This is a genomic window from Sphaerisporangium album (assembly GCF_003323745.1).
Lineage (GTDB): Bacteria > Actinomycetota > Actinomycetes > Streptosporangiales > Streptosporangiaceae > Sphaerisporangium > Sphaerisporangium album.
The window spans coordinates 413,175-439,836 of the sequence record NZ_QOIL01000004.1; the positions used below are offsets into that span (position 1 = coordinate 413,175).

General features: G+C 70.1%; 26 protein-coding genes, 1 tRNA gene, 2 pseudogenes and 1 riboswitch. Of the genes and pseudogenes, 16 read left to right on the forward strand and 13 right to left on the reverse strand.

Translation table 11 applies throughout. The annotated features are described in order from the left end of the window. Nucleotides 1-153: 153 nt before the first annotated feature. The gene (locus DQ384_RS09600; RefSeq protein WP_114028349.1) at nt 154-423 is read left to right on the forward strand and encodes a GlsB/YeaQ/YmgE family stress response membrane protein; all 270 of its coding nucleotides are present in this window, start codon (nt 154-156) and stop codon (nt 421-423) included. Nucleotides 424-741: 318 nt separating this feature from the next. Here the strand turns inward: DQ384_RS09600 and DQ384_RS09605 are convergent, their stop codons facing one another. Then, nucleotides 742-2,163 (reverse strand): DUF2637 domain-containing protein, encoded by a 1,422-nt coding sequence (locus DQ384_RS09605; RefSeq protein WP_114028350.1) that lies wholly within the window; start codon nt 2,161-2,163, stop codon nt 742-744. Nucleotides 2,164-2,591: 428 nt separating this feature from the next. On the opposite strand from DQ384_RS09605, the gene cysS reads away from it, so the two are divergent. The 3 genes from cysS (at nt 2,592) to DQ384_RS09620 (ending at nt 5,141) form a co-directional block, all read left to right on the forward strand. After that, on the forward strand, nt 2,592-3,986 hold the full coding sequence (gene cysS, locus DQ384_RS09610; RefSeq protein WP_114028351.1) for a cysteine--tRNA ligase: 1,395 nt from the start codon (nt 2,592-2,594) through the stop codon (nt 3,984-3,986). Nucleotides 3,987-4,008: 22 nt separating this feature from the next. After that, the gene (gene rlmB, locus DQ384_RS09615; protein ID WP_114028352.1) at nt 4,009-4,977 is read left to right on the forward strand and encodes a 23S rRNA (guanosine(2251)-2'-O)-methyltransferase RlmB; all 969 of its coding nucleotides are present in this window, start codon (nt 4,009-4,011) and stop codon (nt 4,975-4,977) included. 91 nt (nt 4,978-5,068) lie between these two features. After that, nucleotides 5,069-5,141, forward strand: a tRNA-Thr gene (locus DQ384_RS09620). Nucleotides 5,142-5,423: 282 nt separating this feature from the next. Here DQ384_RS09620 and DQ384_RS44115 read toward each other — a convergent pair. Continuing rightward, the gene (locus DQ384_RS44115; RefSeq protein ID WP_114028353.1) at nt 5,424-5,855 is read right to left on the reverse strand and encodes a winged helix-turn-helix domain-containing protein; all 432 of its coding nucleotides are present in this window, start codon (nt 5,853-5,855) and stop codon (nt 5,424-5,426) included. A 2-nt stretch (nt 5,856-5,857) separates the two neighbouring features. Here DQ384_RS44115 and DQ384_RS09635 point away from each other — a divergent pair, with 2 nt between their 5' ends. From DQ384_RS09635 to DQ384_RS44120, 3 genes are all read left to right on the forward strand, one after another. Beyond that, complete coding sequence (locus DQ384_RS09635) at nt 5,858-8,407, forward strand: LamG domain-containing protein (protein WP_114028354.1); 2,550 nt, start codon at nt 5,858-5,860, stop codon at nt 8,405-8,407. 87 nt (nt 8,408-8,494) lie between these two features. Beyond that, entirely contained in the window at nt 8,495-9,028 is a 534-nt protein-coding gene (locus DQ384_RS09640) for a hypothetical protein (protein WP_114028355.1), read from the forward strand. A gap of 59 nt (nt 9,029-9,087) precedes the next feature. Beyond that, a complete protein-coding gene (locus DQ384_RS44120) occupies nt 9,088-9,447 on the forward strand; it encodes a helix-turn-helix domain-containing protein (RefSeq protein WP_114028356.1) in 360 nt (119 codons plus the stop codon). A 451-nt stretch (nt 9,448-9,898) separates the two neighbouring features. Here the strand turns inward: DQ384_RS44120 and DQ384_RS09650 are convergent, their stop codons facing one another. Further along, on the reverse strand, nt 9,899-10,462 hold the full coding sequence (locus tag DQ384_RS09650; protein WP_114028357.1) for a TetR/AcrR family transcriptional regulator: 564 nt from the start codon (nt 10,460-10,462) through the stop codon (nt 9,899-9,901). An 82-nt stretch (nt 10,463-10,544) separates the two neighbouring features. Here DQ384_RS09650 and DQ384_RS09655 point away from each other — a divergent pair, with 82 nt between their 5' ends. Next, nucleotides 10,545-11,615, forward strand: a complete 1,071-nt coding sequence (locus tag DQ384_RS09655) for a saccharopine dehydrogenase NADP-binding domain-containing protein (RefSeq protein WP_114028358.1) — start codon at nt 10,545-10,547, stop codon at nt 11,613-11,615. A gap of 292 nt (nt 11,616-11,907) precedes the next feature. Beyond that, complete coding sequence (locus DQ384_RS40350; RefSeq protein WP_147268716.1) at nt 11,908-12,429, forward strand: hypothetical protein; 522 nt, start codon at nt 11,908-11,910, stop codon at nt 12,427-12,429. A gap of 255 nt (nt 12,430-12,684) precedes the next feature. Here the strand turns inward: DQ384_RS40350 and DQ384_RS43605 are convergent, their stop codons facing one another. Both DQ384_RS43605 and DQ384_RS43610 read right to left on the reverse strand, forming a co-directional pair. After that, nucleotides 12,685-13,113, reverse strand: a complete 429-nt coding sequence (locus tag DQ384_RS43605; protein ID WP_281274029.1) for an MBL fold metallo-hydrolase — start codon at nt 13,111-13,113, stop codon at nt 12,685-12,687. Beyond that, entirely contained in the window at nt 13,062-13,577 is a 516-nt protein-coding gene (locus DQ384_RS43610) for an MBL fold metallo-hydrolase (protein ID WP_220182860.1), read from the reverse strand. Before DQ384_RS43610 ends, DQ384_RS43605 begins: the two co-directional genes overlap by 52 nt. Before the next feature lie 82 nt (nt 13,578-13,659). Between DQ384_RS43610 and DQ384_RS09665 the strand changes: the two genes are divergently transcribed. The 4 genes from DQ384_RS09665 (at nt 13,660) to DQ384_RS40355 (ending at nt 17,344) form a co-directional block, all read left to right on the forward strand. Further along, a complete protein-coding gene (locus DQ384_RS09665; RefSeq protein ID WP_114028359.1) occupies nt 13,660-14,532 on the forward strand; it encodes a LysR family transcriptional regulator in 873 nt (290 codons plus the stop codon). 122 nt (nt 14,533-14,654) lie between these two features. Then, nucleotides 14,655-15,350, forward strand: coding sequence for a response regulator transcription factor (locus tag DQ384_RS09670; RefSeq protein WP_114028360.1), 696 nt, complete (start codon nt 14,655-14,657; stop codon nt 15,348-15,350). Beyond that, nucleotides 15,350-16,774, forward strand: a complete 1,425-nt coding sequence (locus DQ384_RS09675; protein ID WP_114028361.1) for a sensor histidine kinase — start codon at nt 15,350-15,352, stop codon at nt 16,772-16,774. Before DQ384_RS09670 ends, DQ384_RS09675 begins: the two co-directional genes overlap by 1 nt. A gap of 144 nt (nt 16,775-16,918) precedes the next feature. Beyond that, complete coding sequence (locus DQ384_RS40355) at nt 16,919-17,344, forward strand: hypothetical protein (protein ID WP_147268717.1); 426 nt, start codon at nt 16,919-16,921, stop codon at nt 17,342-17,344. 119 nt (nt 17,345-17,463) lie between these two features. Here the strand turns inward: DQ384_RS40355 and DQ384_RS43615 are convergent. The 5 genes and pseudogenes from DQ384_RS43615 to DQ384_RS09700 form a co-directional block, all read right to left on the reverse strand. Continuing rightward, nucleotides 17,464-17,691: pseudogene (locus DQ384_RS43615) on the reverse strand (amino acid ABC transporter ATP-binding protein); the annotation flags it as partial. Between the two features lie 37 nt (nt 17,692-17,728). Beyond that, the gene (locus DQ384_RS09685) at nt 17,729-18,646 is read right to left on the reverse strand and encodes a hypothetical protein (protein ID WP_114028362.1); all 918 of its coding nucleotides are present in this window, start codon (nt 18,644-18,646) and stop codon (nt 17,729-17,731) included. 169 nt (nt 18,647-18,815) lie between these two features. After that, a pseudogene (locus tag DQ384_RS44125) lies at nt 18,816-18,956 on the reverse strand (ricin-type beta-trefoil lectin domain protein); the annotation flags it as partial. Between the two features lie 4 nt (nt 18,957-18,960). Next, entirely contained in the window at nt 18,961-19,404 is a 444-nt protein-coding gene (locus DQ384_RS42790) for a type II toxin-antitoxin system PemK/MazF family toxin (protein ID WP_114028364.1), read from the reverse strand. Nucleotides 19,405-19,452: 48 nt separating this feature from the next. Further along, on the reverse strand, nt 19,453-20,193 hold the full coding sequence (locus DQ384_RS09700) for a class I SAM-dependent DNA methyltransferase (protein WP_114028475.1): 741 nt from the start codon (nt 20,191-20,193) through the stop codon (nt 19,453-19,455). A gap of 170 nt (nt 20,194-20,363) precedes the next feature. On the opposite strand from DQ384_RS09700, the gene DQ384_RS09705 reads away from it, so the two are divergent. After that, on the forward strand, nt 20,364-21,185 hold the full coding sequence (locus DQ384_RS09705) for an NAD(P)H-binding protein (protein WP_114028365.1): 822 nt from the start codon (nt 20,364-20,366) through the stop codon (nt 21,183-21,185). 102 nt (nt 21,186-21,287) lie between these two features. Here DQ384_RS09705 and DQ384_RS41155 read toward each other — a convergent pair whose 3' ends face one another. Next, nucleotides 21,288-21,443: a hypothetical protein gene (locus tag DQ384_RS41155; RefSeq protein ID WP_181871117.1), complete on the reverse strand. Its 156-nt coding sequence runs from the start codon at nt 21,441-21,443 to the stop codon at nt 21,288-21,290. 136 nt (nt 21,444-21,579) lie between these two features. On the opposite strand from DQ384_RS41155, the gene DQ384_RS09710 reads away from it, so the two are divergent. Both DQ384_RS09710 and DQ384_RS09715 read left to right on the forward strand, forming a co-directional pair. Next, nucleotides 21,580-22,425, forward strand: a complete 846-nt coding sequence (locus DQ384_RS09710) for an LLM class flavin-dependent oxidoreductase (RefSeq protein ID WP_114028366.1) — start codon at nt 21,580-21,582, stop codon at nt 22,423-22,425. A 111-nt stretch (nt 22,426-22,536) separates the two neighbouring features. Continuing rightward, nucleotides 22,537-23,649: a winged helix DNA-binding domain-containing protein gene (locus tag DQ384_RS09715; protein ID WP_114028367.1), complete on the forward strand. Its 1,113-nt coding sequence runs from the start codon at nt 22,537-22,539 to the stop codon at nt 23,647-23,649. A 14-nt stretch (nt 23,650-23,663) separates the two neighbouring features. Here DQ384_RS09715 and bluB read toward each other — a convergent pair whose 3' ends face one another. Both bluB and DQ384_RS09725 read right to left on the reverse strand, forming a co-directional pair. Continuing rightward, a complete protein-coding gene (bluB, locus tag DQ384_RS09720) occupies nt 23,664-24,350 on the reverse strand; it encodes a 5,6-dimethylbenzimidazole synthase (protein ID WP_114028368.1) in 687 nt (228 codons plus the stop codon). A gap of 30 nt (nt 24,351-24,380) precedes the next feature. Then, nucleotides 24,381-24,575: riboswitch (cobalamin riboswitch) on the reverse strand. 89 nt (nt 24,576-24,664) lie between these two features. After that, the gene (locus DQ384_RS09725; protein WP_114028369.1) at nt 24,665-26,545 is read right to left on the reverse strand and encodes a sigma-70 family RNA polymerase sigma factor; all 1,881 of its coding nucleotides are present in this window, start codon (nt 26,543-26,545) and stop codon (nt 24,665-24,667) included. Between the last annotated feature and the right edge of the window lie 117 nt (nt 26,546-26,662).

Sequence of the window (26,662 nt, forward strand, 5' to 3'; positions counted from 1 at the left end):
CGGAGGACGGCGCCCCGCTGACCGGCGCGGCGCGGGGCGTCGTCCTCCCTTTCGTGCCTCTGACCAGGCACTTTTACTCTTTATGATTAGCCGTCCACGTGTGGGTAGCCGTCATTTCAGCGTGAAGGCTTGACCCTCAAGTGGAGGCTCAATATGACCATCCAGACCATCCTCGGCGCGATCGTCATCGGTGCGATCATCGGTGCCCTCGGACGCCTCGTCCTTCCCGGCCGTCAGCCCATCGGGTGGCTCGTCACGATCATCGTCGGCATCGTCGCCGCCCTGATCGGTACCGCCATCGCCCAGGTGCTCGGCGTCGCCACCACCGATGGCATCGACTGGATCGAACTCGTACTCCAGGTGGTCGTCGCCATCATCGGTGTCGCCCTGGTCGCCGGGCTCCGCGGCCGCACGAGGGTCTGACCTCGGGCGGAGCGCACCGTGACCCTCGCCCGCCCCCACGACGGCGGCGGCGACCCGGTGGCGGCAGCGGCCTGACCAAGGTCGGCCCGCGGGCACGGCGGTCACGTGCAGGGAGCGGTGACTGCGCCCCGGATAGACGAGAAGACCCGCCCGATCCTCCCCGGACCGGGCGGGTCTTCTCGTCTGTCGACATCCGTTCTGGGACCCGGGGGCTTCTCGGCGCCGGGGCGTCCGAGCGACCTGCGACCTCTTGATCGCGAGTTCATCGCTCGGGCCTCATCGCTCCGGCCTCATCGCTCGGGCCTCATCGCTCCGGCGTCACTCCTCTGGCGGGAGCGGCGTGCTGCGCATGCGCCCCGACGGCGGGGCCGCGATCTCCCCGCGGCCGTAGGCCTGAGGCCCGGCCTGCTCCTCGCCTGCGGGGACGTCGCCCTCGTGCCCCGGAGTGTCGTTCGGCGCGTCCGAGGAGGGCTCGGCGGAGGTCCGCGTCTCCGGCAGCGCGGAGGCATCCTCGCGCAGGTGCGGGTACGGCTGGGTGTCCGTCTCCACCGGCGTCGCGTCGCCGGGCTCGTCCGCATGGCCATGCGTCTCGGCGGACTCCTCCACCTGACCATGCGTCTCGCCGGGCTCGTCCCGATCGGACACAGGGTCGGTGATGTTCGGGTAAGGCTGCGTGTCGCCCAACTCCCGTCCGGCGGCGGGCTTGGGCAGCGGGTGGACCAGCACGTCGCCGCTGGCGGGCCGTACGAGGTCGCCCCAGCGGAGCGGACGGTCGGGGTCGCGGCGGGGCGGCGCGGCCGGTGTCCCGGGACGCGGTTGTGGCACGAGGCGCTGCTCGGGCTCCGGCTCGGGAACCGCGTGCTCCTGAACCACACCCGTGTGTCCGGTCGCGGCGGCCTGACCGGTCGTGGCCGTGAGGGGTTCCTCCGCGGCCGCGGCCTGGCCGGTCGTGGACGCGGCGGGCGGCTGGACGTCCCGCTCGGGGTCGGCGCGCCCCTGATCGGCCGTCTCCAGCGGCGGAAGCTCGTCCACGGTGGGAGTCTCCGGGGCGGGAGTCGGAGGGACCACAGGCGTGATCTCGGGCTCGGTCGGGTCCGCCGCCGGAGCGTCCCGCTCGTGGTGGCGTACGGCGACGCTGTGCGGGCCGTGGGGGAGGGCTTCGAGCGGCGGCGCCAGGTCCGGGTCGCGCTCCTCGCCCCCGAAGGGCACGATGTCGCGCTCGGCCGGCGACGCCGCGTCCGTCGTGGCGTACGCGGGGAAGCGCCGCGCGGGGAGCAGGAAGAGCCACAGGCCGACGACCAGCATCACCCAGGGCGTCACGGCGATGCCCACGGTCGCCTGGTCGGCCGAGACGGCCGTGTCCGTGGCGACGACGACGTTCGCGGCGGCGGCGACCACGATCAGCAACGCCAGGACGATCACGGCCTGGAGACGTATCAGAAACCGCGCAGGGCGCAGGAGCAAAACGCTGATCAGCGCGATGGCCAGCAGCGCGTCGAACCCGGCGGGGTACAGGTAGGCGAAGTCGGCGCGGGCGCCTCCCGCCAGAGCGAGGAAGCGCAGGGCGTCGAAGGACAGCACGCAGGCGGCGGCGGCCAGCCCGGTGACCGCGAGCGCCGCTACGGCGGTGCCCAGGCGGCGCAGCACGAGGGCCGCCCCGGTCGGCTGGGCGGCTGGGGGTGGTGGGAGCTCGAACCGGCGGGCGGAGCGGCCTGCCGGCAGCGGGGGAGTCACGTCCATGGCGGTTCGAGCCTACAGAATCGGCGTTCCGATAACCGGTCGGCGCGGCCGCGCCACGCCACGCGACCGCCCTGCGTCCGCGGTCACCGCGAGGGCCGGGAGGGGCGTGGTGCGGCAATTGTGACGGCGCGAAACGGCGGTGCGGTTGTCATGTGAAGTGACGGCCGTCCGACTCCGCGGCCTTACAGGACACTTACCGGTCCTCAATCGCCGATACGGGCACGCCGCATGGTCTCCGATTTACGTGCGCATGGGGATGTCATGCCTTGGACCTGTACAAATCATTCCGGACAACGGCCGCCATATGGGAGGACTTGGCTGCTCACGCCGGACGTCCGGAAACGCCGTCCGGTTCACATTCGCATTGGCGGCGAGTGAGGTCGGGCAACCAGTCCTGTCAGGGCCTGCGAGGCATTAGCCTTGCGTTCGTGAGTCTGCGCCTATACGACACCAGCACCCGTGCGGTCCGCGACTTCGTCCCCATCCAGCCCGGGCGGGTCTCGATCTACCTGTGCGGGGCTACTGTGCAGGCTCCGCCCCATATCGGGCACATTCGGTCCGGCGTCAACTTCGACGTCATGCGCCGCTGGCTGACACGCTCGGGCTACGACGTGTCGTTCTGCCGCAACGTCACCGACCTCGACGACAAGATCCTCCGTGTGGCCGCCGAGGAAGGCGTCCCGTGGTTCGTCGTCTCCGAGCGCAACCAGCGCGCCTTCACGTGGGCGTACGAGGCCCTCGGGTGCCTGCCGCCCACCGTCGAGCCCCGGGCGATGGGCCACATCCCCGAGATGGTCGAGCTGATCCAACGGCTGATCGACAAGGGCCACGCCTACGCCGCGGGCGGCGACGTGTACTTCGACGTCATGTCCTACGCCGAGCGCTACGGCAGGCTCTCCAACCAGCGCCCCGAGAACATGCGCGCCGCGGCCGACACCGACGCCGACTGCAAGCGCGACCCCCGCGACTTCGCCCTGTGGAAGGGCGCCAAGCCCGGCGAGCCCACCTGGCCCACCCCGTGGGGTTCCGGCCGTCCCGGCTGGCACATCGAATGCTCGGCCATGGCCACGAAGTACCTCGGCGAGACCTTCGACATCCACGGCGGCGGGGTCGACCTGATCTTCCCGCACCACGAGAACGAGGTCGCCCAGTCCCAGGCCGCCGGCGACGGCTTCGCCCGCTACTGGCTGCACAACGGCATGCTCAAGGTCGGCGCCGAGAAGATGAGCAAGTCGCTCGGCAACTCGCTGCTCGTCCCCGCGATGCTCACCAAGGTCCGCGCCGTCGAGCTGCGCTACTACCTCGTCGCCGCCCACTACCGCTCCTCGATCGACTACTCCGAGGAGGCCCTGGCCGAGGCCGCCGCCGGCTACCAGCGCATCGAGGGCTTCGTCACCCGCGCCGCCGAGGTCATCCACGACGTCGACGCCGCCGCCCCCCTTCCGCAGGCGTTCGTCGACGCGCTCGACGACGACCTCGGGGTGCCCCAGGCGCTCGCCGTCGTCCATGAGGTCGTCCGCGAGGGCAACGTCGCCCTGGCCCACGGCAACAAGGAGCAGGTCGCCCGCCTTCTCGCCGAGACCCAGAACATGCTCGACGTCCTCGGCCTCGACCCGCGCTCGCCGCAGTGGCGGGGCTCCGCCGCCGACGCCGGCCTGCATGAGACGGTGGACGCGCTGGTCAAGGTCGCCCTGGAGCAGCGCCAGGCCGCCCGCGCCCGCAAGGACTACGCCGCCGCCGACGCCATCCGCGACCAGCTCGCGGCCGCCGGCGTGATCGTCGAGGACACCCCCCAGGGCCCTCGATGGGAACTGGCGCGCTGATCGCGCCGGTAGGCTTGCAGACATGGCAGGTGCGGGTAAAGGGTCCGGTAGATCCGGCGGTAAGCGGCAAGGCGCCACGCGAGGCACCGGCGGTCAGGGCCGCAAGACGCTCGCGGGCCGGGGAGCGACGCCTCCGGCGAGCGAGCGGCACTGGTTCAAGGACCGCCAGCGCGCCGCAGGCGCGGCGGCGGCCCGCCCCAAGGAGGGCACCGCCCCGGCCCGCCCGGCGCGCGGCCCCCGGCGGGACGACGCCCCGGAGGTCATCGGCGGCCGCAACCCCGTCGTCGAGGCCCTGCGCGCCGAGGTGCCGGCGAACACGCTGTACGTCGCCCAGCGCATCGACCACGACGACCGCACCCGCGAGGCCATCAAGATAGCCTCCAACCGCGGCATCGCCCTGCTCGAGATCAGCCGCGACAAGCTCGACCGGCTCACCGAGGGCACCATCCACCAGGGCATCGGCCTCCAGCTCCCGCCCTACGACTACGCCCACCCCGACGACCTGGTCGAGCAGGCGCAGGACGCCGCCGAGGTCCCGCTCATCGTCGCCCTCGACGGCGTCACCGACCCGCGCAACCTCGGCGCCATCGCCCGCTCCGCCACCGCCTTCGGCGCCCACGGCATCCTCGTCCCCTCCCGCCGCTCGGCCGGCGTCACCGCCGGGGCCTGGAAGACCTCCGCGGGCACCCTGGCCCACATGCCCGTGGCCCGGGCCGCCAACCTCACGAACAGCCTGCGCGAGTACCGCGAGCGGGGCCTGTTCGTCATCGGCCTCGACGGTGAGGGCCCCGTCGAGATCGGCGACGTCGACCTCGCCACCGAGCCCCTCGTCATCGTCATCGGCTCCGAGGGCAAGGGCCTGTCCCGCCTCGTCCGCGAGTCCTGCGACGTGGTCGCCCGCATCCCCATGCGAGCCGCCGCCGAGTCCCTGAACGCCGGCGTGGCCACGGGCATAGCCCTCTACGAGATCTCCCGCCTTCGCCGCCGCTGACGCCGGCCCTGGACAATTCCTCAACGGGCCTGACACCACAACGCCGGTGCCAGGCCCCACCCCATGCCACTAAACTCGTAGAGCACCACCCGCCGACGTAGCTCAATCGGCAGAGCAACGGTCTTGTAAACCGTAGGTCAGGGGTTCGATTCCCCTCGTCGGCTCCCAGCTCAAAGGCCCCTCGCCATGATCACAAGGGGCCTTTTGCTAACAGACTTGCTAACACGCGCTATGCGACGACTTCCTTGACCGCGGTGGCGAAGATGTCGGCCGCCGTCGCCATCTGCTCATTGATCACGTGCGCGTACACGGCCCGGCTGGGGCACGCTGACCCTGCGATCACGCTCCGCCAGCGCCGCGATCGAGATCCGGCGCCGAGAACGGCCCCGCACGGTGATGACCGGGGTATGGCCTCGGGGTGCCCAGGTGCGCGCGACGGGGCGGCATCATCGACAGGCCGGTCTCGTCTTCGAAGACGAGACCGGCGCCGAGCGCCGCCGCGGATCTTCCACGCTCGGCCAGGCCTCCTTCACCCACCCTGTCACCGCCGCTTCATCTCGCTCCAGGGCGCGGCGGGCCGGGACCTGGCAGGAGTAGCCGTTGCGGAGCAGCAGCTTACGCACTCCTTGCAGGGTGTAGGTCAGATGGAAGCGCCCGCCGATCACGGTCTTGACCCGAGACAGGGTCCAGCGCTGGTCGGACCAGCCGTGCCAGACGGGTTCCTTGCGTAGTTCCTGTTCCAGCGCGGCGAGTTGCCGTTCGCCGAGCCGGGGCAGGGAGGCAGGCCCGTGCGAGCGCAGCGCTCCGTCCCCGCCGGCTCGCCAGTCCCTCTTCCAACGCTGAACGGACCGCAGGCTGATTCGCAGGTCCCGGGCGATGGGTGGTGCGCTGGCGCGCCCGTTCGATCGCCGGGACGCTCACCTCTCCGTGGTCGGCCTGGCAGCAGCTCACCGTCAAGCGACCAGCCTCAGCGCCAGAAGTGAACGACCCGCAGGTCACACCCGCGCAGACGGTCGGTGGCAAGACTCTCGCCCTGTCGTTGACCCCCGAGTTGCGCGCGACGCTGACCGACCCGCGCGGTGACGCGCTCACCGCCGAGTTCGAGGTCGAGCACGATCCGGCCGCCCCCGAGAACCAAGGGAGCGGGCAGATCTGGGCTGGGAGCGTGCACGGCATCGCCGTGAACAGCCGGGCTGTGCTCGCCGTACCCAGCGGAAAGCTGATCGACGGCTGGCAGGTCCGGTGGCGAGTCCGCGCGACCTCGGAGACCGCGGCTTCTGACTGGTCGGACTGGCGGCTGTTCACGGTCGACCTTCCCAAGCCGGACGTGGCTGGACTGCAGCTCACACCGGCCAGGACGGTGGACGGGGTAACCGCCACCGAATCCCTCACCCCCACCTTGAGCGCGATCGCCACCCATCCGCAGGCGGCGGTCTCACGAGTCGAGTTCCAGGTCGAGCACGACCCGGCCGCTCCCGAGAACCAAGGGAGCGGGCAGATCTGGACCGGTGGCGTGGACGACATCGCCTCGGGAGGCCCGGCGGCCCTGACCATCCCGGCAGGGAAGCTGACCGATGGCTGGCTGATCCGGTGGCGTGCCCGCGCCGTGGCCGGAGGTGTCTCCGCGGGCTGGTCATCCTGGCTGACGGTCAAGGTTGACCTCATCCTGCCAGGCGAGGAGCCGCTGGCGGAGGCCACGACGGCCCTTGTCCCTTCGGAGTCGAGCTTCACCGTCGGCGCGTGGGTTCGCTGGGCGGACAAGGACGGTGACTACACCGTCATCGAGCAGCGAGGCACGCATCAAGCCGCCTTCCGGCTGGGCAACACCGCCGAAGACGGGTTGGTCTTCACCTTCGCAAGCGCGGACACGCGCGAGGCGAGCACCGGCGGTGTGCTCTCGCAGGTGGAGCCGCCGGTCAACCAGTGGTTCCACCTGGCGGGCGCGTACGACGCGGCCACGAAGCGAGCGACCCTATACCTCAACGGGGTCGCGATCGAGTCGGCCACGCTCGGCTTCACCACCTGGCGCGCCGACGGCGTGACCACGCTGGGCACCAGGCTGAATGGGTCCCTCGACGACATCTGGATCTACGACAAGGCCATTACCGCGGAGGAGGCGGCGGTCGCGGCGGGGGTGACGGCATCGGCTGCGCGCGTCAAGAGCTCGGTGAAGGCCGCTGCGGCCGCGTCCGCGACTCCTACCTACCATCGGATCGCTCCCGAGGACTGCATCAAGGAGAACTCCAGCTTCTACTTCCCACCCAGATTCCCGGTCCCGGTCAGGAACCCGAAGGGCTGGAACCCCGGCCCGCACGACTGGTGCGTGTCTCAGAAGCCCAGATTCACTGTCGAGGTCACCAATCCGCGCACGTTGCGGTCGCGGGTGACCGACGAGGCGAGCATGGTGCTCATGACGATCGGGCGGGTCTTCAACGACTCCCGGACCGCCGAGATCGAAGTGATCAACCTGCAGTTGGACGACACCGTGCAGGGATCGGTCTTCGACGGCCAGGTCTTCGCCCTCGGCCTCGACGTGCAGGGTTCCCCCGCTTTCTCGTGCCGGCAGGTGGTCGACTCCAGCCACCTCTCGGTCTATGCCGGGAACGAGAGCTACTGGAACAACAGGAAGGTCGCCTTCAAGATCGAATCACCGGAGAGCGGGTGGACACCGGCCGACACTTCGCAATGGCTGTCCCAGTGCACCATCCAGTTGAAGCTGACTGTGCGGGATCTTCCGTTGATGTACAAGGGCGCCATGGCGAAGGGAGTGGTTCGATGTGACTCCGCGAGGGAGAACCAACTCTTCCCGCGTGGCTGCATCTTCGACCACAAGATGCGCGCTGTCGAACTGCATGAAAACACCTTCCCGGACGCCTACGCGCACATCTACAAGGCCTACAAAACTCCTAACCTCACCACTCCGGAAACGACCACGACGAACCCGAGGTTGTGGCCGAAACATGTCCCCTTCGGAACCGGCAAGGAGTTCCCCGGATTCAGCACCAACACGCCGCTGACTCGGCTCAACAAGAAGGACAGCGATCCGAACGTCATCAAGAACCGGGCATCGCGGAACTACTATCGATCCTTCAGAATATGCGCGATCGACTACAAGTCCAGCTGGAAGGGTGGCGCCGCTCCCTGGGACACTTCGCTGAAGGAGTGCGACGAGTATCCCTTCCAGAGCACCTACCAGGGTTCCTGGGTGAGCTGGCAGGCGAACAAGCCCGCTGACAAGGGCGCGCCCTACAAGCCGGGAGTGGCGGTCTCGGTGTCACTGATCCCCAAGCAGCAGAACACCAACTGGGGGGCGACCTACCATCTCGCGGGGCTCGGGCGCTTCTACATGAACGACCGGATCCTCTACAACGAGAACTTCATCCTGCATCTCTACAACGCCGCGGGGAACCTCGTGAACCCGGGGCCATAGCGGAAAACTGAGCGCCCGGCGGATCACCGCTGGGCGCTCGGCCTATCCTTGCGTCAAGCTGTGTCGGCGCGACGTTTACGGAGAACCATGTCAAAGCTCATTGCCCGCGTCGCGGGTCCATTCCTAGTGATGTATGGCTCATTCACCGTCATGGACCTCGACGGGCTCTCCTTCTCGTCCGTCGCGCTCGCCCCGGAAGAGCTGTACGAGCTGGTGAGACAGGGTGACCCCTGGTTCGCCGTCACGGAGAACATGGCAATCGTGTGCAGCCGCCAGGGTTACCACCACATAGCGGACGTCGCGCTCGAACTGTGGGACGGCGAGCCGCCTGCCGACCCGGAGGGTCAGGCGGGGACCGCCGCTGAGCCGATGCGCAGCAGTTCGGGCCGGGTTCGGGCGGGCAACTCCATGGGCAACGGCGGCCCGGTCCTCGACCTGGGAGAGCCGGCCGCCCTGTGGTCGGTCCGCGCCCAGCGGATCAAGAAGGCGAGCCAGGCCGTTGTCTACTTCTCATCGGATGAGGCATATGACGACGAGGACGATGACGACAGTGGCTACCCGGAGGGTTTGGAGGAGTTCCGCATCCAGTTCTGGCCGGCTGCCCGACCTCTCGGTTACTGAGGTTGAACTGGTGGTGTCATAGCTCCTGATGAGCCTTGATTACCGGGTAGACCGACGTCATGAGGTACGCACAAGGCGGAGGGTTGTCCGCCGAGCGAAGAGCGTTCCGCGAACGACTCCGGCTGCAGGCGGCCGAGCGGTTCGCCCGTGATGAATCCAGCACGGCCATCGCCCGGGACCTGCGAATCAGCCTGCGGTCCGTTCAGCGTTGGAAGAGGGACTGGCGAGCCGGCGGGGACGGAGCGCTGCGCTCGCACGGGCCTGCCTCCCTGCCCCGGCTCGGCGAACGGCAACTCGCCGCGCTGGAACAGGAACTACGCATCGAAGGGGAGGCGAGGATCTTGCTAACGCGGATGCTAAATGCGTCCCGAGACGGCCGTAGACATCGGTGGAAGAGGATCAAGAAAATAGGCTTTTGACCAGCAGCGCAGAGACAGCGAGGGACGTGGGGAGACGATCCTCTTCCGGCTTGTAAACCGAAGGTCAGGGGTTCGATTCCCCTCGTCGGCTCCAGCTTCAGCCTCAAGGCCCCTCGCCTTGATCATGAGAGGCCTCTTGTCAACGAGCGTTCTGCTGCTGTCCAGCTGAACGGCCCGGTCGTCGATATTGTCCTTCGCTCCGCTCAGGGCTGTTTCTCCCCGGGGCTCCGCCCCGTCGCCGCGGCACTGGTCGTCCTCCACACCGACCACGCCCGAACCACCTGAAGCCACTACGCAAACGTCACAAGGCGTTAAGCGGAATGGCTGACTGGTTCAGAGCGTCGAACAGGATTGGGAAGACATGCCACTGACCGGGGAATACGCGTCGAGCATGTTCGATTTCAGCCGCAATCAGGTCGAGCTCTACGAGAGCTTCACGCCGGTCGACTGATCAGCCGAGCGCGCTCCGCAGCGTCGCCAGGGTCTCGAGGATGATGTCGTAGAGCTTGCGGTCGTCGGGGGCGTCGAGCCACTCGGCCAGGGAGACGTTGATCAGGGTCACCGACGTCTCGGCGAGCAGTGCCGCCCGGGCCGGGTCGACGCCTCGGGCCTGGAAGCCCTCCCGGATCGCCTCGGACATGACCGCTCGCTTGCGCAGGTCGCGTTCCTGCAGGCCGGCGTCGGTGCGCACCAGCTCGCGCCGGGCCAGCAGGGCCGCCTTGCGGGGCTCGAAGCGGGTCTCGGCGACCGTCCGCAGGCCCTCGACGATCAGGGCCAGCGGCTCGGCCGACGGGGGAGCCTCGGCCATCATCGTGGCGACCATGGCCGGCACCTCGGCGTCGTCGGCGTAGAGGACCTCCCGCTTGTCGGCGAAGTGCCGGAAGAACGTGCGCGTGGTCAGCCCGGCCCGGGCGGTGATCTCGGGAACGGTTGTGGCGGCGAAGCCCTGTTCGGCGAAGAGATCCAGCGCAGCCTGCTGAAGGCGCTCACGCGCGTCGGGCCGCCATCTGCTCACGTCCCCAGTCTAGTGATGACATGTCATGTCGTCGTCGGTTATGGTGATGACACGACGTGTCATCACAGGGCGGAGCGCGGACATGACAGACGTATGGATCCTGGGCGGGACCGGTCGCAGCGGCCGGGCAATCGCTGCCCAGTTGCGCGCGCAGGGCATCCGGCCGGTGCTGGTCGGGCGGGACGCCGCGCGCCTGGTCGCGGTGGCCGAGGGCGACCGCACGGTGGTGGCCGGTTCGGCCGAGGCGATGGCGGCCGAGATTCGCCGGCAGCGCCCGGCCGCGGTCGTCAACACGGTCGGCCCGTTCACCCGCACCGCGACGCCGACGATCCGGGCCTGCCTCGACGGGGGCAGCGACTACCTCGATCTGGCCAACGACCTCTCCGCAGTGGCCACGACGTTAGCGCTGGGCGATTCGGTCGCGGCTTCCGGGCGTACGGTCGTGACCGGCGCCGGGTTCGGCGTGACCGCAACGGAAAGCGTGGTCGTGAAGCTCTGCGAAGGGCGCGCCGCGCCCGAGCAGGTGAGGGTCGACATGGTGCCGTCGCTCGAAACCCAGGCGGGGGTGCTCGGCGAGGCCCTCGCCGCCACCATCCTCGACGGGATCCCGGGCGTCGCGGGCGGCGGCCGGTTCCAGGGGCGGCGATACCGCGACGGACGGCTGGTGGCGGCACCGATCGGCGGTGACCCGGTGCGGCTGACACTGCCCGACGGCGGCGTGGTCACCACGGCCGGCATGCCGCTCGGCGAGCTGATCGCGGCCCAGCGCGCGAGCGGCGCGCCGAATGTCGTCGCGGCGTCGAGCGAGGCGCCGTCCTCGCCGGTGGTCCGGGCGATCCTGCCGGTGGCCACGGCGGTGCTGGGCATCCGCCCGGTGCGGGAGTTCGCGATCCGGCGGCTGGCCGCGGTGAAGGTCGCAGCCAAGCCGAAGCCGCGCGAGCACTCGTGGGGGCACGCGGTCGTGCGCTGGCCCGACGGCACGACGCGCGAGGGCTGGCTGCGGCTCGGCGAGGCCCAGGAGTGGACCGGCGCGGTGCCTGCCGAGGTGGTGCGGCGCCTGCTGGCGGGCGAGGGCAAGCCGGGCGCGTTCACCCCCGCCGCGCTGTTCGGCCCGTCCTTGGCCCAGGCGTGCGGGGCCGAATACGTAGTTTGACGGTATGGCGCTGTACGCATTCGAGGACCACGAGCCGTTCGCGGGAGGCGTCCCGCTGCCCGCCGGCGAGCGGACGCATCCCCTGATTCAGGGGGTGCAGACATGCAGGGATAATTCTGTGAGCGATGGTAGCTGAGCAGAGCATTGATGCTTGATACCGCGTAAGCCATACAGCAGTCGCTCTCATGATGCGGGACTCTCCTCATAGCGGTGCTCTTAGAGCTCTTCCTTAGGCATTGCTGAATGCGAGATCCTCACGTAGGACTCGTGGACATAGTCACGGGGAGGGCCTATGCAGCTCAGTGTGATTGTTCCGGTGCTCGGCGGAATTTGTGCGACGGTGCTCGGGGTGGTGATGGGTGGGATGCTCACGAGACGTGCCCAGGTGCAGCACTGGCTGCGTGATCACCAAGTAGATGCGTGTTTGGGCATCATGCGCGAATCGAACAGGGTGCAATTCGCTCTACGGTCTGCCTGGCGAGACGGGACCAGGCCAGACTGGGTCCCCTGGAACGAAGCGCTAACAGTTCTCACGCTGGTCACCGGGCCCGACATGGTCTCGGCAGCTCAACAGATCGATCAGGTCTTCTGGGAGACCAACCGTAAGATAAGCGCACGGGAGATCACCTCGGAGGAGGACTGGGCTCTGGTGCGCAGTGCCCTTGAAAATGCGCGTCTCAGCTTCATCAATCATGCGCGTCGCCAACTGGCTGATCAACGCGAGCCAGTGTCGCGTCTGGCGGCACGGCCGCCGTTGCCGGTGGAAGGTCAACAGGGTGAGGCGGGGGATGGAGAGAAGTCGGCTCAACAGTGAAGCGCGATCGTTGGTGCTGACGGATGCGGCGGCGTTCGACCGGTGGCCTGAACAGCATCACAGCCTTCAAGGGCGTACGCGATCAGCTGTCGACACACCCCTGAGCAGGTCGATGAGGCATTGACGTTGGCCCCGCCCGCAGGTCGCACCGAAGGGGTGGGAAGGCCGAGATCTCGCTGACGCGGATGCCGGCTGCGTCGCGAGACGGGTGGAGACGCTCACGGAAGATGATCGAGCGTGCCGTGCTCCCGTGTGTCAGGCGTGTTCTGCGCAGAAGCAGCCGACGCCCTGTTCGATCCAGTTCTGGCCGGCCCACTCCGGGTGTCGCTCGATCATCAGGGCCTTGACCTCTGCGACGATCGTCTCCTGGGGCATGGCCGAGTCGCGCCGCACCCAGGTCTCATCGCGCAGGAGCTCGAGATAGTCGCGGACATCGGCCAGCAACTGCGGGCCGGAGATGTCGCCGTGGCCGGGTACCACCACGTCCGGGGCGGTGGCGACCAGGCGGCGCATCACCTCGATCCAGCGCAGTCCCGAGACGTCGGTGTCGTGTGGCGGGAACCATGGGAAGATCGAGAACTGCCCGGCGTCGACCAGGTCACCAGTGAACAGCACACCCGCGTCAGGAACGGTCACCACCTGGTCGCCCTTGCTGTGGGCGCGCCCCGTGGCACGCAACTGCACGACCCGGCCGCCCAGGTCGAGCTCGTACGCGTCTCGTAGACCGTGTCCGGCGTGACCAGCTCAACGCCTTCCAACTGCCGCGCGATCGGCGCGCCGAGGCCGCGGAACATCTCGAGGTAGGCCGGCCCCTTGCCGGTCAGGTCCGCGGCCTGCGCGCCGTTGACGAGGTACGTCGCCTCGCCCGCGAACGCCTGCGCGCCGAACGCGTGCTCCGGGTGAAAGTGGGTCGTGGTCAGGTAGAGCCTGCGCCCCCTGGCGTACTCGGTCGCGAAGGCGAGCACCTTCTCGGCGTTACGCGGGCCCATGCCGGTCTCGACGACCAGCACGGAGTGGCTGCCGCCGATGACGCCGATGTTGGGCACGAGCTCGACGCTGCGGTTGGGGATCACCACCAGGTCGCGGGCGAGTTCCCGGACCTGGGTGATCTCGACGATCGGTTCGTGGGTGAGGGCTTCGGAAGACATGCTCCGACTCTCCCGGCGGCGCCCGCCCGGCGTCCAACACCGCTTGCGCAGTCCCGATACCGCATGGGTATCTTTGCCGGTGATGGAGCTTCGCCTGCTGCGCTACTTCGTGGCCATCGCCGAGGAGAGACATTTCGGGCGGGCCGCCGCCCGGCTGCACATGACGCAGCCGCCGCTGAGCCGGGCCATCAAGCAACTGGAGACCGACCTGGGCGTCGCGCTGTTGCATCGTTCGGCCACCGGCGTGGAGCTCACTCCCGCCGGGAGCGTGCTGTACGTGGAGGCGCGTACGTTGCTGGAACAGGCCGAGCAGGCACGCGCGCGGGTGACGGCGACGGTTGGCGCCGCGACGCTGACCATCGGCACGCTGGCTGACAGCGCCGGAGAATTCAGCACGCGGCTGGCCGCTACCTTCCGCCGCCACCATCCCAAGGTCTCGATTCGGATCCGTGAGGCGGACTTCACCGACCCGACCACGGGACTGCGCAACGGCCTGGTCGACGTGGCGCTCACCCGGACCCCCTTCGACGACATCGGAATCAGCATGCGCGTGCTGCGGTCGGACCCGGTCGGGGTGGTCCTGCGCGCGGACGACCCGTTGGCCGGTCGCGACTCCCTGTGCCTGGCCGACGTCGCCGACCGTCCCTGGTTCCAGCTGCCGGAAGGCACGGACCCTGTCTGGAGCGCCTACTGGAACGGGGCGAGGCCCGTCGGCGAGCGGCGTGCTGGCCCGGTGGTGCGCACCGTCAACGAATGCATGCAGGCCGTCCTCTGGAACGGCATGATCGGCATCGCGCCGTTCACCCACGCCCTGCCCGATGGGCTGACCTGGGCGCTTCTGACCGACATGCCCCCGAGCTCACTCGTCGTCGCCTGGGCGACCGGGAATGAAAGCCCCCTGACGAGGTCGTTCGCCCACATCGCCGTTCACGCGTACCGATCGGCGCGAACGTAGTCGGCATCGTGCATCCCTACGTCGCAGCGGAAGATCGTGACCGTCCGCCGCGGGCGACGGCATGGGGGGCCGGGCCGTCGGCCGGACGCACCCTGGCCAGATGTTCGTCTAGCTTGGTGTGTGTGCGCGTGCTGGTGGTCGAGGACGAGGTTCGGACGTCGGCGCTGCTTCAGCGGGGGCTGGCCGAGGAGGGGTACGCCGTCGATGTGGCCGCCGACGGGCAGGGCGCGGTGTGGCGGGCCACGGAGTTCGGTTACGACGTCGTGGTCCTTGACGTGCTGCTCCCGGACCTGGACGGGTTCGAGGTGTGCCGTCGCCTTCGCGCGGAAGGCTGCTGGGCTCCGGTGCTGATGCTGACCGCTCTGGACGCGGTCCCGGATCGGGTACGCGGTCTGGACGCGGGCGCGGACGACTATCTGACCAAGCCCTTCAGCTTCACCGAGCTGTCCGCGCGCCTCCGGGCGTTGATCCGCCGTGGGGCACGCGAGCGGCCGACATCGTTGCAGGCCGGTGACCTGCGGCTGGACCCGGCGAGCCGCAGAGCCTGGCGCGGGGACACCGAGCTGGACCTGTCGCCGAAGGAGTTCGCGCTGCTGGAGTTGTTCCTCCGCCACCCGGGACAGGTGCTCACCCGCACCCACATCCTGGAGCACGTATGGGACTTCGCCTATGACGGCGTCTCCAATGTGGTGGACCAGTACATCGCCTACCTTCGACGCAAGATCGACCGGCCGTTCGGCGTGAAGCACCTGGAGACGGTCCGTGGTGCCGGCTACCGGCTCCGAGTCGCCGTTCCCCCGGCGTCCGGTGAGCGGTGATGTCGCTGCGGCTGCGGCTCTCGCTGCTGTTCACTCTGGGGATCGCGATCGCGATCGGCATCGCCGGGATGGTCTTCCTGGCCCAGCTCCAGTCCGGCTTGAACTCCGCCTTGGACGAGACGCTCCGCGCCCGGGGGGACGCCGTGACGACCCGGCTCGCCGCGACCCAGCCGACCGCACGCCCGGACGGCGGTGATCAGAGGGGCGACTACCGAGGCGAGTTCTCCGAATCCGAGCAGGTCACGCAGGTCCTCACCCCCGAAGGTGCCGTGCTGGAATCGACCGCGGGTCCGGCCACGCTGCTCACGGCCGCGCAACTCAAGCGCGCTTCCGAGGGATCGCTGTTCTTCACCGGCAGCATCGAAGGTGAGCGTGTGCGGATGCTGGCCATGCCCGCGCGCCGAGCGGGCGACGAGGTCATCGCGGCGGTGGGCGAGAGCACCGGTGTCATCGAGGACGCGCAGACGCGGGCGCGTACGGCCATCTGGGCTGTGGGAGGGTCGGCCGTCGCCGTGGCGGGATTCGGGGCGTGGCTGGTGGCCGGAGCGGCGCTGCACCCCGTGACCAGGATGCGCCGCCGGCTGACGAACATCACCGAGCACAGTACGGACGCTCGCCTGCGCGTCCCGCGAACCCGCGACGAGATCGCCTCCCTCGCGGAGGCCATGAACGGGCTGCTGGACCGGCTGCAGCGCGCTCTGGCACGTCAGCGCGGCTTCGTCGCCGACGCCGGCCACGAGTTGCGCACCCCGTTGACCGCGCTCAAGGCGGAGCTGGAGCTCGCTGCCAGGCCGGGGCGGGACCGGGAGACGCTCAACATGGCGATCTCGGCCGCGGCGGCCGACACCGAGCGGCTGATCCGGCTGGCGGAAGACCTGCTGTTGCTGGCCCGCGCCGACGAAGGCGCCGAATTCCTGCAAGCGCGGCCGATCACGCTCTCCGATCTCGTAGCGGCCTCCGTACGAAGCTCAGAGGCCACCGCCGCCACCCGGACGATCTCGATGGAACTGGACGCCGACCCGTCGATACGGATCGTCGGCGATCCGGACCGGGTTCGCCAGGTCGTCGACAACCTGCTCGGCAATGCACTTCGCCACGCCCCCGAGGGCAGCGCCGTGGCACTGAACGTGCGGACCGCGACCGGCGACGGCGAGCGTGTGGCCGTCATCGAGGTCAGCGACCGTGGGCCCGGGTTTCCGCCGGAGTTCCTTCCCCACGCCTTCGAACGCTTCCGCCGCGCCGACGCGGGACGTGCTCGCACACAGGGCGGGGCCGGCCTGGGCCTCGCGGTCGTGGCGTCCATCGCCAACGCCCACGGTGGCCGGGCCCGGGCCGAGAACCGCCCAGGCGGGGGCGCACGTGTCTGGGTAGAGTTCCCTCTCCATCGACCTCGGGGGCATTCCCGTGGGCGTGACCACCTGTGACGTGCCGCTTTTGTGGTCCCTCGGCCTCTGACCAGGCATGTGGGGAAAGATGTCAGTGCTCACATCTGGCGTACACGGCCGTCTCATGAGTCCCCCTGCAAGCTGATCGGTGTCAGTCGACAACCGATTCCAAGGAAGTAATCAGTGAAGGTCACGCCCAAGATCGTCGCGATCACCCTGACGGCCCTCGCCCTCGGAGGTGTGGGAGCCGGCACGGCGCTCGCCTCCGGCAACCCCGCCCCCAAGGCGCCGGTCGCTGTCAACGGGTCGCAGCCGACCACGTCGGACGCCGGTGCCGATGGCGAGCAGCAGGACGACAACGCGACCACCGCGAGCAACCAGGGTCAGGACAAGCAGGACAAGGCCGGCCCCAACGACCCCGTCGACTCCAAGGACAAGGAGCCCGCAGGGAAGGCCGACACGGAGACCAACGACGACCTCGGCGGGAAGGCCGACGTGGAGACCAACGATGGCCCCGGTGGAAAGGCCGAGGCGGAGACGAACGACGGCCCCGGCGGGCACACCGACCCGCCTGGTGACGTGAACCACCAGGCCGCCGGCAAGGAGTGACCCCCACCGGCGAGGCGTAACAGCGAGAGACGGACACGAGCCGGGGCCCAGGGGGTGGCCCCGGCTCGTGGCTTTCCTGGGCGTCTGTGCGATCTGGGCCGGTCGATCGTCGAGGACTCGCTGGACAGAAAGGTCCTGGTCCGTTGGTGTCGGGCGCCGCCAGGAGCTCACCGGGCCGGCCCGGCTTGATGACCACGCCGTGCGCGAAGAAGGTCAGCCAGTCTCCGACCTCCCTGGCGAAGGCGATCTCGTGGGTCACCACGACCATCGTCATCCCGTCGGCGGCCAGTTCCGTCGACGAGCTCTGGGTCCAGCGCGGAGGTCGGATCGTCGAACAGCATCAGCGCCGCCGAGCACCGGCTCGGTGGAGGGTGGGTCTCATCGTCAGGATGGGGCGAGGGGCAGGATCTGGTCGCGGACGTCGTCGTTCAGGGCGGCCTGGAGTAGGCCGTTGTCGATCGCGGGGACGCAGTTCATCGTGATCGACACCGCGGCGGGCGGTCCTTCCGGATAGTCGAATATGAGGCGGATGCTCCGTTCCTCAGCGTCGCCCGTCCCCTGGCATGAGTTCTGGCTCGTGACGGTGTCCAGGGAGTTCAGAGTCCTGGCCAGGGAGCGGGCGACGTCCCTGCCATGCCGCTTCCGGTAGGGCGGCCTCACGTACGCGGCCTCCCTGCACACGGTAACCCGGCCGGGTCGTCCCGGGACCATCAGCTTGTCCTGACCCCTGCGGTCGCCGGGGCCCCGGCAGGGGTCGTCCGGCGGTACGGGTCGCCAGACGCCGTGCTTGTAGGCGGTGGTGAGGGCCGGGCCGGCGTAGGAGTTGCTGGTGGCCGTGCCGTTGGTGGTCCTCACGCAGTGGTTGACCTCCTCGGCGCTGCCCACCCAGAGGGCGCGGCCGTCGGGGTAGGCGAACCGGATGAGGTAGTTGGTCATCGCTCCCCCCATCTGCGTGCACATACGGCCCACGTCGGGGGTCGCCACCGGGAGGTATGCGAGGTCACGGGCCATCGCCGCCGTCTGGTCCGTCAGCGTCCGTGAACCGGCCAGCCGCTCGCCGCCCGGACGCGTGTTGTCCCCCGGGTACGCGCAGATGAGGGCCCGCACCGGCGAGCCGGGGACGAGCGACTCCTCCACGCCTTCGATGTCGGCGGCGGCGGGCACCCAGCCGCCGATGTCGCCGCTTCCCCAGCGTTGGGGGCAGGTGGACGGTACGGGTGGTGAGTCGCCGGCCGACCCCGAGAGCACCACGGCCGCTGTGCACACCCCGGCCGCCGCGAGGCCGAGCCCGAGGCCGATCAAATGGGAGAGCTTCACAATTGCTAGACGTCGATTCCCCGTCGATCGGTTCGCCGGCGGGCCGGCCGTTGTTCCCCCGCCGGTCGGCACGTCCCGTACGGCTTCGTGATCGCCGGTAGCCGGTGCGCCGGGTCCAGGGGAGGGCCGTCTGGACCCGGCGGGGTGGAATCGGCTATGACCTGGTCCATCTCTGGGTGGTCTGGCCGTTGCAGGTGGCGATGGTCACGGCGGAGGTGTTGCCGGTGCCGGTGACGTTGAGGCAGAGGTTGTTGGCGGCGCTGGTGACCGTGCCGGTGGAGGTGAAGGTCGCTCGCGGCCTAGGCGAACGGCCAGCCGTAGCGGCGGTGCAGGACCGCGGCCGCGCGGGCGAACCTGGCCGGGTCGAGAACGGAGCCTTCGCGGCGGATGTCGTCCTCGTCGAGTTCGAAAATGCGGTCCAGCCGCAGGTAGGACACCCGGTCATCGCGGTCCCACGCGCCGGAGCCGAGCTCCAGCCAGTCATCCCGGTGATCTTCTCCGGGGTCGCGGCTGGACAGCATCATGCCCAGCAGCCGGCGCCCGTGGCGGCCGACGAGCAGCAGGGGCCTGTCCTTGCCCCGCGAGGCGTCCTCCTCGTACGGCACCCAGGCCCACACGATCTCGCCCGGATCGGCCAGACCGTCCAGGTCCGGGGAGTATTCCAGGGCCGCCGCCCGCTCCACGTCGTACACCTGCCGCACCACGCCGCGGACAGGGCGCGGGTCCTCGTCGAGATCACGCATGCTCGCAGCCTAACGGCGGTTCCTGGTACCTCGGACTTCTGACGACGCTCAGTGGTCCGGCGGGATGCGGTAGACGGAGACGTGGGAACGCGAGTCGGCGGTGAAGTCCGCTCCGGCCCAGTCCGCGTGCCTGGTCTCCAGCTCGAACCCCGCCAGCTGGGCCATGAGGTCGAGCTCGGACGGCCAGATGTAGCGGTGGGGACTGCGGGACAGCTGAGCCTGTCTGCTGTCGTCGAACGTGAAGTGGTACGACACCGCGTGCTGGCGCAGGACGTCGTAGGTGTCCAGGCCGATGTAGCCGGGCTCGCAGTGCCACACCGTGGCCTGCTGACCCGGTGGGAGCTTGCGCAGCTCGGGTACCCAGAGCTCGATCACGAACCGGCCGCCGGGTGTGAGGTGGCGGGCGGCGTTACGGAAACAGGCGACCTGCTCGGCCTGGGTGAGCAGGTTCGAGATCGTGTTGAAGACGAGGTAGACGAGCGTGTACTTCCCCGGGGCGGCGACGGTGGCCATGTCCCCGACGATCACCGGGATCGTCGCCTCGTCCGCCTTCGTCCGCAGCCGGTCGATCATCGGCGGTGACAGCTCGATGCCGGTGACGGGCACCCCTCGCCCGGCGAGGGGGACGGCCACACGGCCGGTTCCGATGGCGAACTCCAGGGCCCGCCCGTCGCCCGCGAGTTCGGCGAGGCGGTCCACGGTCGGCCCCACGACCTCGGGCGCGAACATGCCGATGCCCGGCGTGTCATACCGCGCGGCGGTCTCGGCGTCCCAGATCTCCTGTGGCATGCCTCCCACGATCGCCATGGACGGTACGCGTTGTCCAACGCTTTTTGCCTGCCCCTTGGGCGCCGCAGCGGAATTGAGGACGGAAAGTGGCCGCTATCGCTCCTACGGTTTTCCCGAGGCCAACGAGAGCCGGCGATACAGCGCCAGGGCTCACCAGCGAAGGAGATCTCATGACGTTTCTTGTGACCGGGGCGACCGGGACCGTCGGGCGGCACGTGGTGGACGAGCTTGTTCGGGGCGGTCACCGCGTACGGGCGCTGACCCGGCGGCCGGAGCGGGCGGGCATGCCCGCCGGGGTGGAGGTCGTGGCGGGAGACCTGACCGTCACCGACAGCCTGCGCGCCGCGTTCGACGGCGTCACGGGAGTCCACCTAATCAACTTCGGGGGAGACGACTACGGCCTTCTGCGCAACGGGCAGGAGATCGTCGACCTGGCCGTCAAGGCGGGCGTCCTCAGGGTCACCGTGCTCGGCGGGTGGGACGAGGGGACGCTGGAGCCCGCGGTCAAGGCAAGCAGCCTGGGCTGGACCTACGTCAGGCCGACGGAGTTCATGTCCAACGCCCTGAAGTGGGCCGAGCCCATCCGTACGGAAGGCGTCGTGCGCGAGCCGTTCGGGGACGCCACCACCGCGATGGTCCACGAGGCCGACATCGCCGCCGTGGCGGCGGCCGCGCTGGCGCAGGACGGTCACCGGGGCCGTACGTACGGGCTGACCGGGCCGGAAAGGCTCACCACCCGCGACAAGGTGCGCGTCATCGGGGAGGCGATCGGCCGGGCGATCCAGTTCATCGAGCTGAGCGAGCAGGAGGCGCGCGAGAAGATGGCCGCCGAGGGGCAGCCCCAGGAGCTGATCGACTTCCTCATCGGCGTCTTCGGCAACGTGCCGGAGGAGCCGAACATCGTCAACTCCAATGTCGAGAAGGTCACCGGCCGCCCGGCCCGCACCTTCGCCCAGTGGGCCGCCGAGCACGCGGACGCCTTCCGGCCCTGAGAGGCCGGCTCATGGCCCGCCAGGTGACGACGGTGCGTGCGCCGGCGTTTCCGGATGCCCGGGCGGGCGGCCATGGCGTGCCCCCCGGCACGCGTCGCCGGGTCAGCCGTTCTCGGCCGCCGCGTGCAGGGGCCGTCCGTGGTAGAACACGCCCGAGTTGGGGTCGGCCCCCGCGTCGAGCCGGGCGCGGATCGCACCATCGCCGTCCTCGTGGGACGGCGGGATCGGGAAACGGTTTGCCGTAAGAACAGTGTTCACCTTACGCTCGCCTCACTCTGAAACGGGCACTCCCCAGAAGTAAGCCGCAAACGGGAGTCCCACCTCCGGCCCATGGAGCGCCCGAGGTCTGGAGGGGCGGCGCGGTCTTTGCCGTCTCTTCCTTCGGAGGAATCTCGTGAACGTTGGTCTCGGCCTGCCCATCGCCGACCCGCCGCTGCTGCTCGACTGGGCCAGGCGCGCCGACGCCGGTCCCTTCACCGCCCTCGGCCTGCTCGACCGCCTCGCGTACCACAACCCCGAGCCCATGGTCACGCTGGCCGCCCTCGCGGGAGCCACCACCCGGATCCGCGTGCAGACCGAGGTGCTCATCGCGCCGCTGCGCCGTCCGGCACTGCTCGCCAAGCAGGCCGCGACGCTCGACCGGATCTCCGGCGGCCGCCTGGTGCTCGGCATCGGGGTCGGCCCCCGCGAGGACGACTACCTGGCCGCAGGCGTGGACTTCCGCGGCCGCGGCCGCCGCCTGGACGAGCAGATGGCGCTCATGCGCCGCCTGTGGGCGGGCGAGCCGTTCGGCGCCGACGTCGGCCCGATCGGGCCCGCCCCCGCGCGTCCCGGCGGCCCCGAGGTGCTGTTCGGCGGGTTCAAGCCCGCCGCGCTCGAACGCGTCGCCCGCTGGGGGGACGGCTTCCTGGCCGCCGTTCCGCCCTCCCGGCTCGGTCCGCTCGTCGATCTCGTCCGCAGGACGTGGGAGGAGCACGCGCGAGCGGGGAGTCCCCGCATCGTGGCCCAGGCCAACGCCGCCCTCGGCCCGCGCGAGGTGGTCGAGGACGCCCGTGCGGCCATGGGCGCCTACTACGCCTGGACCGGGCAGGCCGAGGAGATGGTCGCCGGCATGCTCACCACGCCCGGCGAGATCCGCGACGCGATCGCCCGCTTCGAGGAGCTCGGCGCCGACGAGGTCATGCTGTACTGCTACGGCCGCGATCCCGCCCAGGTCGACCGCTTCGCAGAGGTCGTGTGACGCGACGCCGGTCTTCGGACCGGCCGGCCGGGGGACGTGGGTTATCCTCGGCCGCGAGCACGGCCGGACCGTCGCCGGGCAGGTTCTCACCACAGACCTGAGGAGCTGACGATGAAGCTGACCTGGGACACCGTCCTCGCGTGGCGCATGCGCAGGCAATTCCTCCACCGGCCGAAAACGTCCTCCACGGAGGAGATCGTCCGCCGGTTGTGCGGAATCCAGAGCCAGGTGAAATCGAATGCCGAGCTGACGGTCGCGGTCCGCTCGCCCGACCCGGTCAAGGACGCCGTCCAGCGCGCCGTGGCGGGCAAGGAGCTCATGCGCACCTGGGCGATGCGCGGCACCCTGCACACCTTGTCGACGCGGGACGCGCCGGCGTACCTGTCGCTGCTGGCCGCGACGCGGACGTGGGAGAAGGGTGCCTGGCAGCGGGCCTTCCTGGACGCCCCGCGCATGGCCCGGCTCGCGGACGCCGTCCAGGCCGAGCTCGACGGGGCCGTCCTCAGCCGCGAGGACCTGGTCGCGGCCGTCGAGAGGCGGACGAAGGACTCCGTCATCTCCGAGGCCATGAAGTCCGGATGGGGCGCGGTGCTGAAGCCGCTCGCCTGGCAGGGCCACCTGTGCAACGGCGACGGGGACGACGGCCGCATCACCTTCACCAGCCCCGTGACCTACCTTCCCGGCTGGCCGGGCCTGCCCGACCCCGAGGACGCCGCCCGCGTCGCCATCCCCGCGTACCTGTCCGCGTACGGCCCCGCGGGCCCCGACGTCTTCAACCGCTGGCTCGCGCGGGGCGCGCTGAAGAAGACCACCGTGCGCCAGTGGTTCGCCGACCTCGGCGACACCCTCACCGAGGTGGACGTCGAAGGCGAGACGCTGTGGATCCGCAGCGAGGACGCCGAGTCGCTCGCCGCGACGCCCCCCACCGACATGTTCCGGCTGCTGCCCGCCTTCGACCAGTACGTCCTCGGCGTGGGCACCGACGACACCCACATCATCCCGGCACGTCACCGCAAGGACGTCAGCAGGACCTCCGGCTGGATCGCCCCGGTGGTGGTCGACGCCGGCAGGGTGACCGGCGTCTGGGAGTCCACCGGCGGTGCCCTGTCCGTGACTTTGTTCCCGGATTCTCCTAAGCCCGCCGAGGAGGCGGTCACTATGGAGGCGGCCCACCTCAGTTCACTGCTGGGCGGCGGAAACGGAAGAACGATCACTATTTCCTGAACTTCCGCCCACGCTCACCACCGCTCCTCGTGAACGGCGTCCCTCAGCGGGCGTCGGCGTCGCCAGCCGTGCCGTTCCAGGTCAGGGGTGGTCTCGGTGTGCGTCACGGGCCCGAGGCACAGCCACGCGACCGGGCGGACCGGGTCCGGGACGCCGAGCAGGTCGCTCAGGAAGGCCTCGCGGTAGAACGACACCCACCCCACGCCCAGGCGCTCGGCGGTGGCGGCCAGCCACAGGTTCTGGATGGCGAGGCACACCGAGTACAGGCCGGTGTCCGCGATGGCGTGCCGCCCGAGGACGGCGGGGCTCCCGCGTTCGGGATCGTAGGTGACGACGATCGACAACGTGGACTCCAGCACCCCATCGATCTTGATCCTCGCGAAGCGCGCCGCGGCGGCGCCGTCGAGCGTCGCGGCGAACACCTCGCGCTCGTACCGGACGTGCTCGTAGAACTTCTGGCGGGTCTCGATGTCGCGCACCACGACGAAGTCCCACGGCTGGGAAAGCCCCACGCTGGGCGCGGCATGCGCCGCGGTCAGGATCCGCCGGAGGACATCGTCGTCGATCGCCGCACCGGTGAACTGCGCGCGCACGTCTCGGCGACGATGGATGACGTCGTAAAGCCCATCCTCTGGCGGCAGGCCCGATCGGTCGTCCGAGGGCTGGTCGTTGAGGCGCTTTTCCGGTGACCGGTGTTCCATGGCAGGCTCCCGCTGCACGTGCCCCCGCGAGGGGGCTCTGAGCGCGAGGCCGGTCTTCGGACTCCCGGATCGACGCCCGCCCACCCGCCTTCCCAGCCCTTCCGGGCCAGTGGCCGCGCACACGCGCGTGGGTGGAGGCTCCCCGGTCACCGCGGCGGGCCCGTGCCGGACTCACACCGGCTTCCCGATTCTCCTCACCGAAGCGAGGCACCTCACAACTGTTCGCCACCAAGAACGATAATCCACACCGCTCGATCGCCATAGCACCGGCGACCATGGCGGCGGCGGAGCACAGAGGTTTCCGGGTCTCCGCTTCAGCGGGCGGACTGGAAGGCGCGGCCGGCCTTCGTCGGGGTGCCGTTCTCGTGGAAGAGGCCGCTGCCGGGTTTGCGGGCGGAGGCGGACAGGCCGAACCAGGCGTAGCGCTTCACGTACGGGAGGGTGGTGAGCATGCGCGTCGAGGCGGTGACGAAGGCCGCCTGCTGGGCGTCGCTCGCGTAGCGGGCGCCGTTCGAGAAGTCGATCAGCGCGTACTCGGTGAGCCAGATCGGCTTGCGGTAGCGCTTGTACACGGACTGGATGTACGACCGTAGCTGGCTCACGGCGGCGGCGGTGCGGAAGTCGCCGCCGTACCAGTGGAGGGCGATGAAGTCCACGCGGTGGCCGCGCTCGGCCGCGCCCGTCATGAAGCGGTCGAACCAGCTCCCGGGGGTGGCGGCGCCGAAGGCGACCGACGGGCTGCCGAGGACGCGCCCGGCGGACATCAGCTTGGGCCACAGGTCGAGCGCCTGCTCGACGGTCATGTCGGCCTGGCCGGGCATGTCCGGCTCGTTGAAGCCGAGCAGGTACGGGCCGGCGCGCCGGGCCTCGGCCAGTTTGGCGGCGGTGACGCTGGAGGCGCCCCAGATCATGGGAACGAACTTCGCCTTCGGCGCGGAGACCCCCTCGTTGCCCGTGGACCATGTGTAGTACCAGCTCGCGCCGGACTTGGCGAGCGCCGCGCTGCCTCCGGCGGCCCGCCACGCGGCCACGCCCTTCTTCACGGACGCCGCGACGACGGGGGGCCTGGTCGCGCGGGGCGTCGCCTTCCGTGTGGGGGTGGCGGAGGGCGACGGAGACGGGGAAGGAGACGCGGAGGGGGAGGGCGTCGCGCTGAGGGCGATGGTGGCCCGGGGCGCGGGGGCCGGGGGAGGGATGGTGACATGCCGGGTGATCAGCACCCCGCCGACGACGACGGCCAGCCCCGCGACGGTCCCGGCCACCGGGCCGTGCGGAATCGAGGACAACAGCCCGCGCGGCCGCGCGTGCAGCGCGTGCGCCCCTGGGGACGCGCCGCCCCACCCGAGGGGAAGGTGTGAGGCGGCGCGTCCGGCCGCGTCGGCGGCGGTGAGGGTGGCATGCAGTTTGTCCAGGAGGAACCCGGCGGGGATCGGCAGAAGGGGCAGCCCGCCGAGCAGGCGGTCGATGGGGAGCAGGCCGGCCGCGCGCCGCCCGCAGACGGCGCACCCGCGGACGTGCCTGGCGAACCGCTTGCGCCACAGGGCGCTCGGCACGCCGTCCCAGTTCCAGGTGAGGGTGCGCAGCTCGGGGCAGCGCGGGTCGGCGTTCAGCGCCCGGACGACCATGCGCGCGGTCTGCACCTGCTCCTTCATGCGCTGCACGCGGACGGCGGCGTGGCGTCCGGACAGGCCGAGCGCGCCGGCCAGGTCGGAGCGGCCGAGCTCGCCGGTCTCCTCCAGCCACCACAGGGCGAGGAGTGAGCGGTCGTCGCCGTCCAGCCAGCGGGTGGCCTCGGCGACCTCGCGCCGCTGGTCGGTGAGCCCGAGCCGCAGGATCGTCACGGCGGCGAAGTCGGAGGCGGGGTCGGGGATCTCCCTGGCGGTGTCGAGGTCGGTGCGGCGGTTGTGGAGGTTGCTGCGGTCCTGCTGGTGGTCGCGTACCTGGCGGACGGCGATGGCGACCATCCACGACCGGTAGGCACCGAGGTCGCGCAGGTCGGGCAGGCCGCGGACGACTCGGAGCAGGGTTTCCTGGACGACGTCGTCCACGTCGTTGTGGCCGTTGAGGGCGCGCCCGACGATGTTGTAGAGCAGGGGAAGCGATTCGGCGACCAGGGCGTCCAGAGCCCGCTGGTCGCCGTCGCGCGCGGCGGCCACCATCGACGTGTCGGGACCGCCCCTACCGGTTCCGGGCATCGCACTCCGCTCTCTGTCGGTCGTCCCCGTCACGGTACGACGGACCTGGACGATTCTCCCCAAAGTCCGCAAATGGGGAGACCAGTGTTGGCCTTCTGAACAGGAGACGGGCCGGCG

Excerpts from the sequence above, each read along its gene's own strand:
- DQ384_RS09600 (WP_114028349.1), top strand. The coding sequence starts at position 154 with ATGACCATCCAGACCATCCTCGGCGCGATCGTCATCGGTGCGATCATC.
- DQ384_RS09605 (WP_114028350.1), bottom strand. The coding sequence starts at position 2,163 with ATGGACGTGACTCCCCCGCTGCCGGCAGGCCGCTCCGCCCGCCGGTTC.
- rlmB (WP_114028352.1), top strand. The coding sequence starts at position 4,009 with ATGGCAGGTGCGGGTAAAGGGTCCGGTAGATCCGGCGGTAAGCGGCAA.
- DQ384_RS09640 (WP_114028355.1), top strand. The coding sequence starts at position 8,495 with ATGTCAAAGCTCATTGCCCGCGTCGCGGGTCCATTCCTAGTGATGTAT.
- DQ384_RS44120 (WP_114028356.1), top strand. The coding sequence starts at position 9,088 with ATGAGGTACGCACAAGGCGGAGGGTTGTCCGCCGAGCGAAGAGCGTTC.
- DQ384_RS09655 (WP_114028358.1), top strand. The coding sequence starts at position 10,545 with ATGACAGACGTATGGATCCTGGGCGGGACCGGTCGCAGCGGCCGGGCA.
- DQ384_RS40350 (WP_147268716.1), top strand. The coding sequence starts at position 11,908 with ATGCAGCTCAGTGTGATTGTTCCGGTGCTCGGCGGAATTTGTGCGACG.
- DQ384_RS43610 (WP_220182860.1), bottom strand. The coding sequence starts at position 13,577 with ATGTCTTCCGAAGCCCTCACCCACGAACCGATCGTCGAGATCACCCAG.
- DQ384_RS09665 (WP_114028359.1), top strand. The coding sequence starts at position 13,660 with ATGGAGCTTCGCCTGCTGCGCTACTTCGTGGCCATCGCCGAGGAGAGA.
- DQ384_RS09675 (WP_114028361.1), top strand. The coding sequence starts at position 15,350 with ATGTCGCTGCGGCTGCGGCTCTCGCTGCTGTTCACTCTGGGGATCGCG.
- DQ384_RS42790 (WP_114028364.1), bottom strand. The coding sequence starts at position 19,404 with ATGCGTGATCTCGACGAGGACCCGCGCCCTGTCCGCGGCGTGGTGCGG.
- DQ384_RS09700 (WP_114028475.1), bottom strand. The coding sequence starts at position 20,193 with ATGCCACAGGAGATCTGGGACGCCGAGACCGCCGCGCGGTATGACACG.
- DQ384_RS09705 (WP_114028365.1), top strand. The coding sequence starts at position 20,364 with ATGACGTTTCTTGTGACCGGGGCGACCGGGACCGTCGGGCGGCACGTG.
- DQ384_RS09715 (WP_114028367.1), top strand. The coding sequence starts at position 22,537 with ATGAAGCTGACCTGGGACACCGTCCTCGCGTGGCGCATGCGCAGGCAA.
- bluB (WP_114028368.1), bottom strand. The coding sequence starts at position 24,350 with ATGGAACACCGGTCACCGGAAAAGCGCCTCAACGACCAGCCCTCGGAC.
- DQ384_RS09725 (WP_114028369.1), bottom strand. The coding sequence starts at position 26,545 with ATGCCCGGAACCGGTAGGGGCGGTCCCGACACGTCGATGGTGGCCGCC.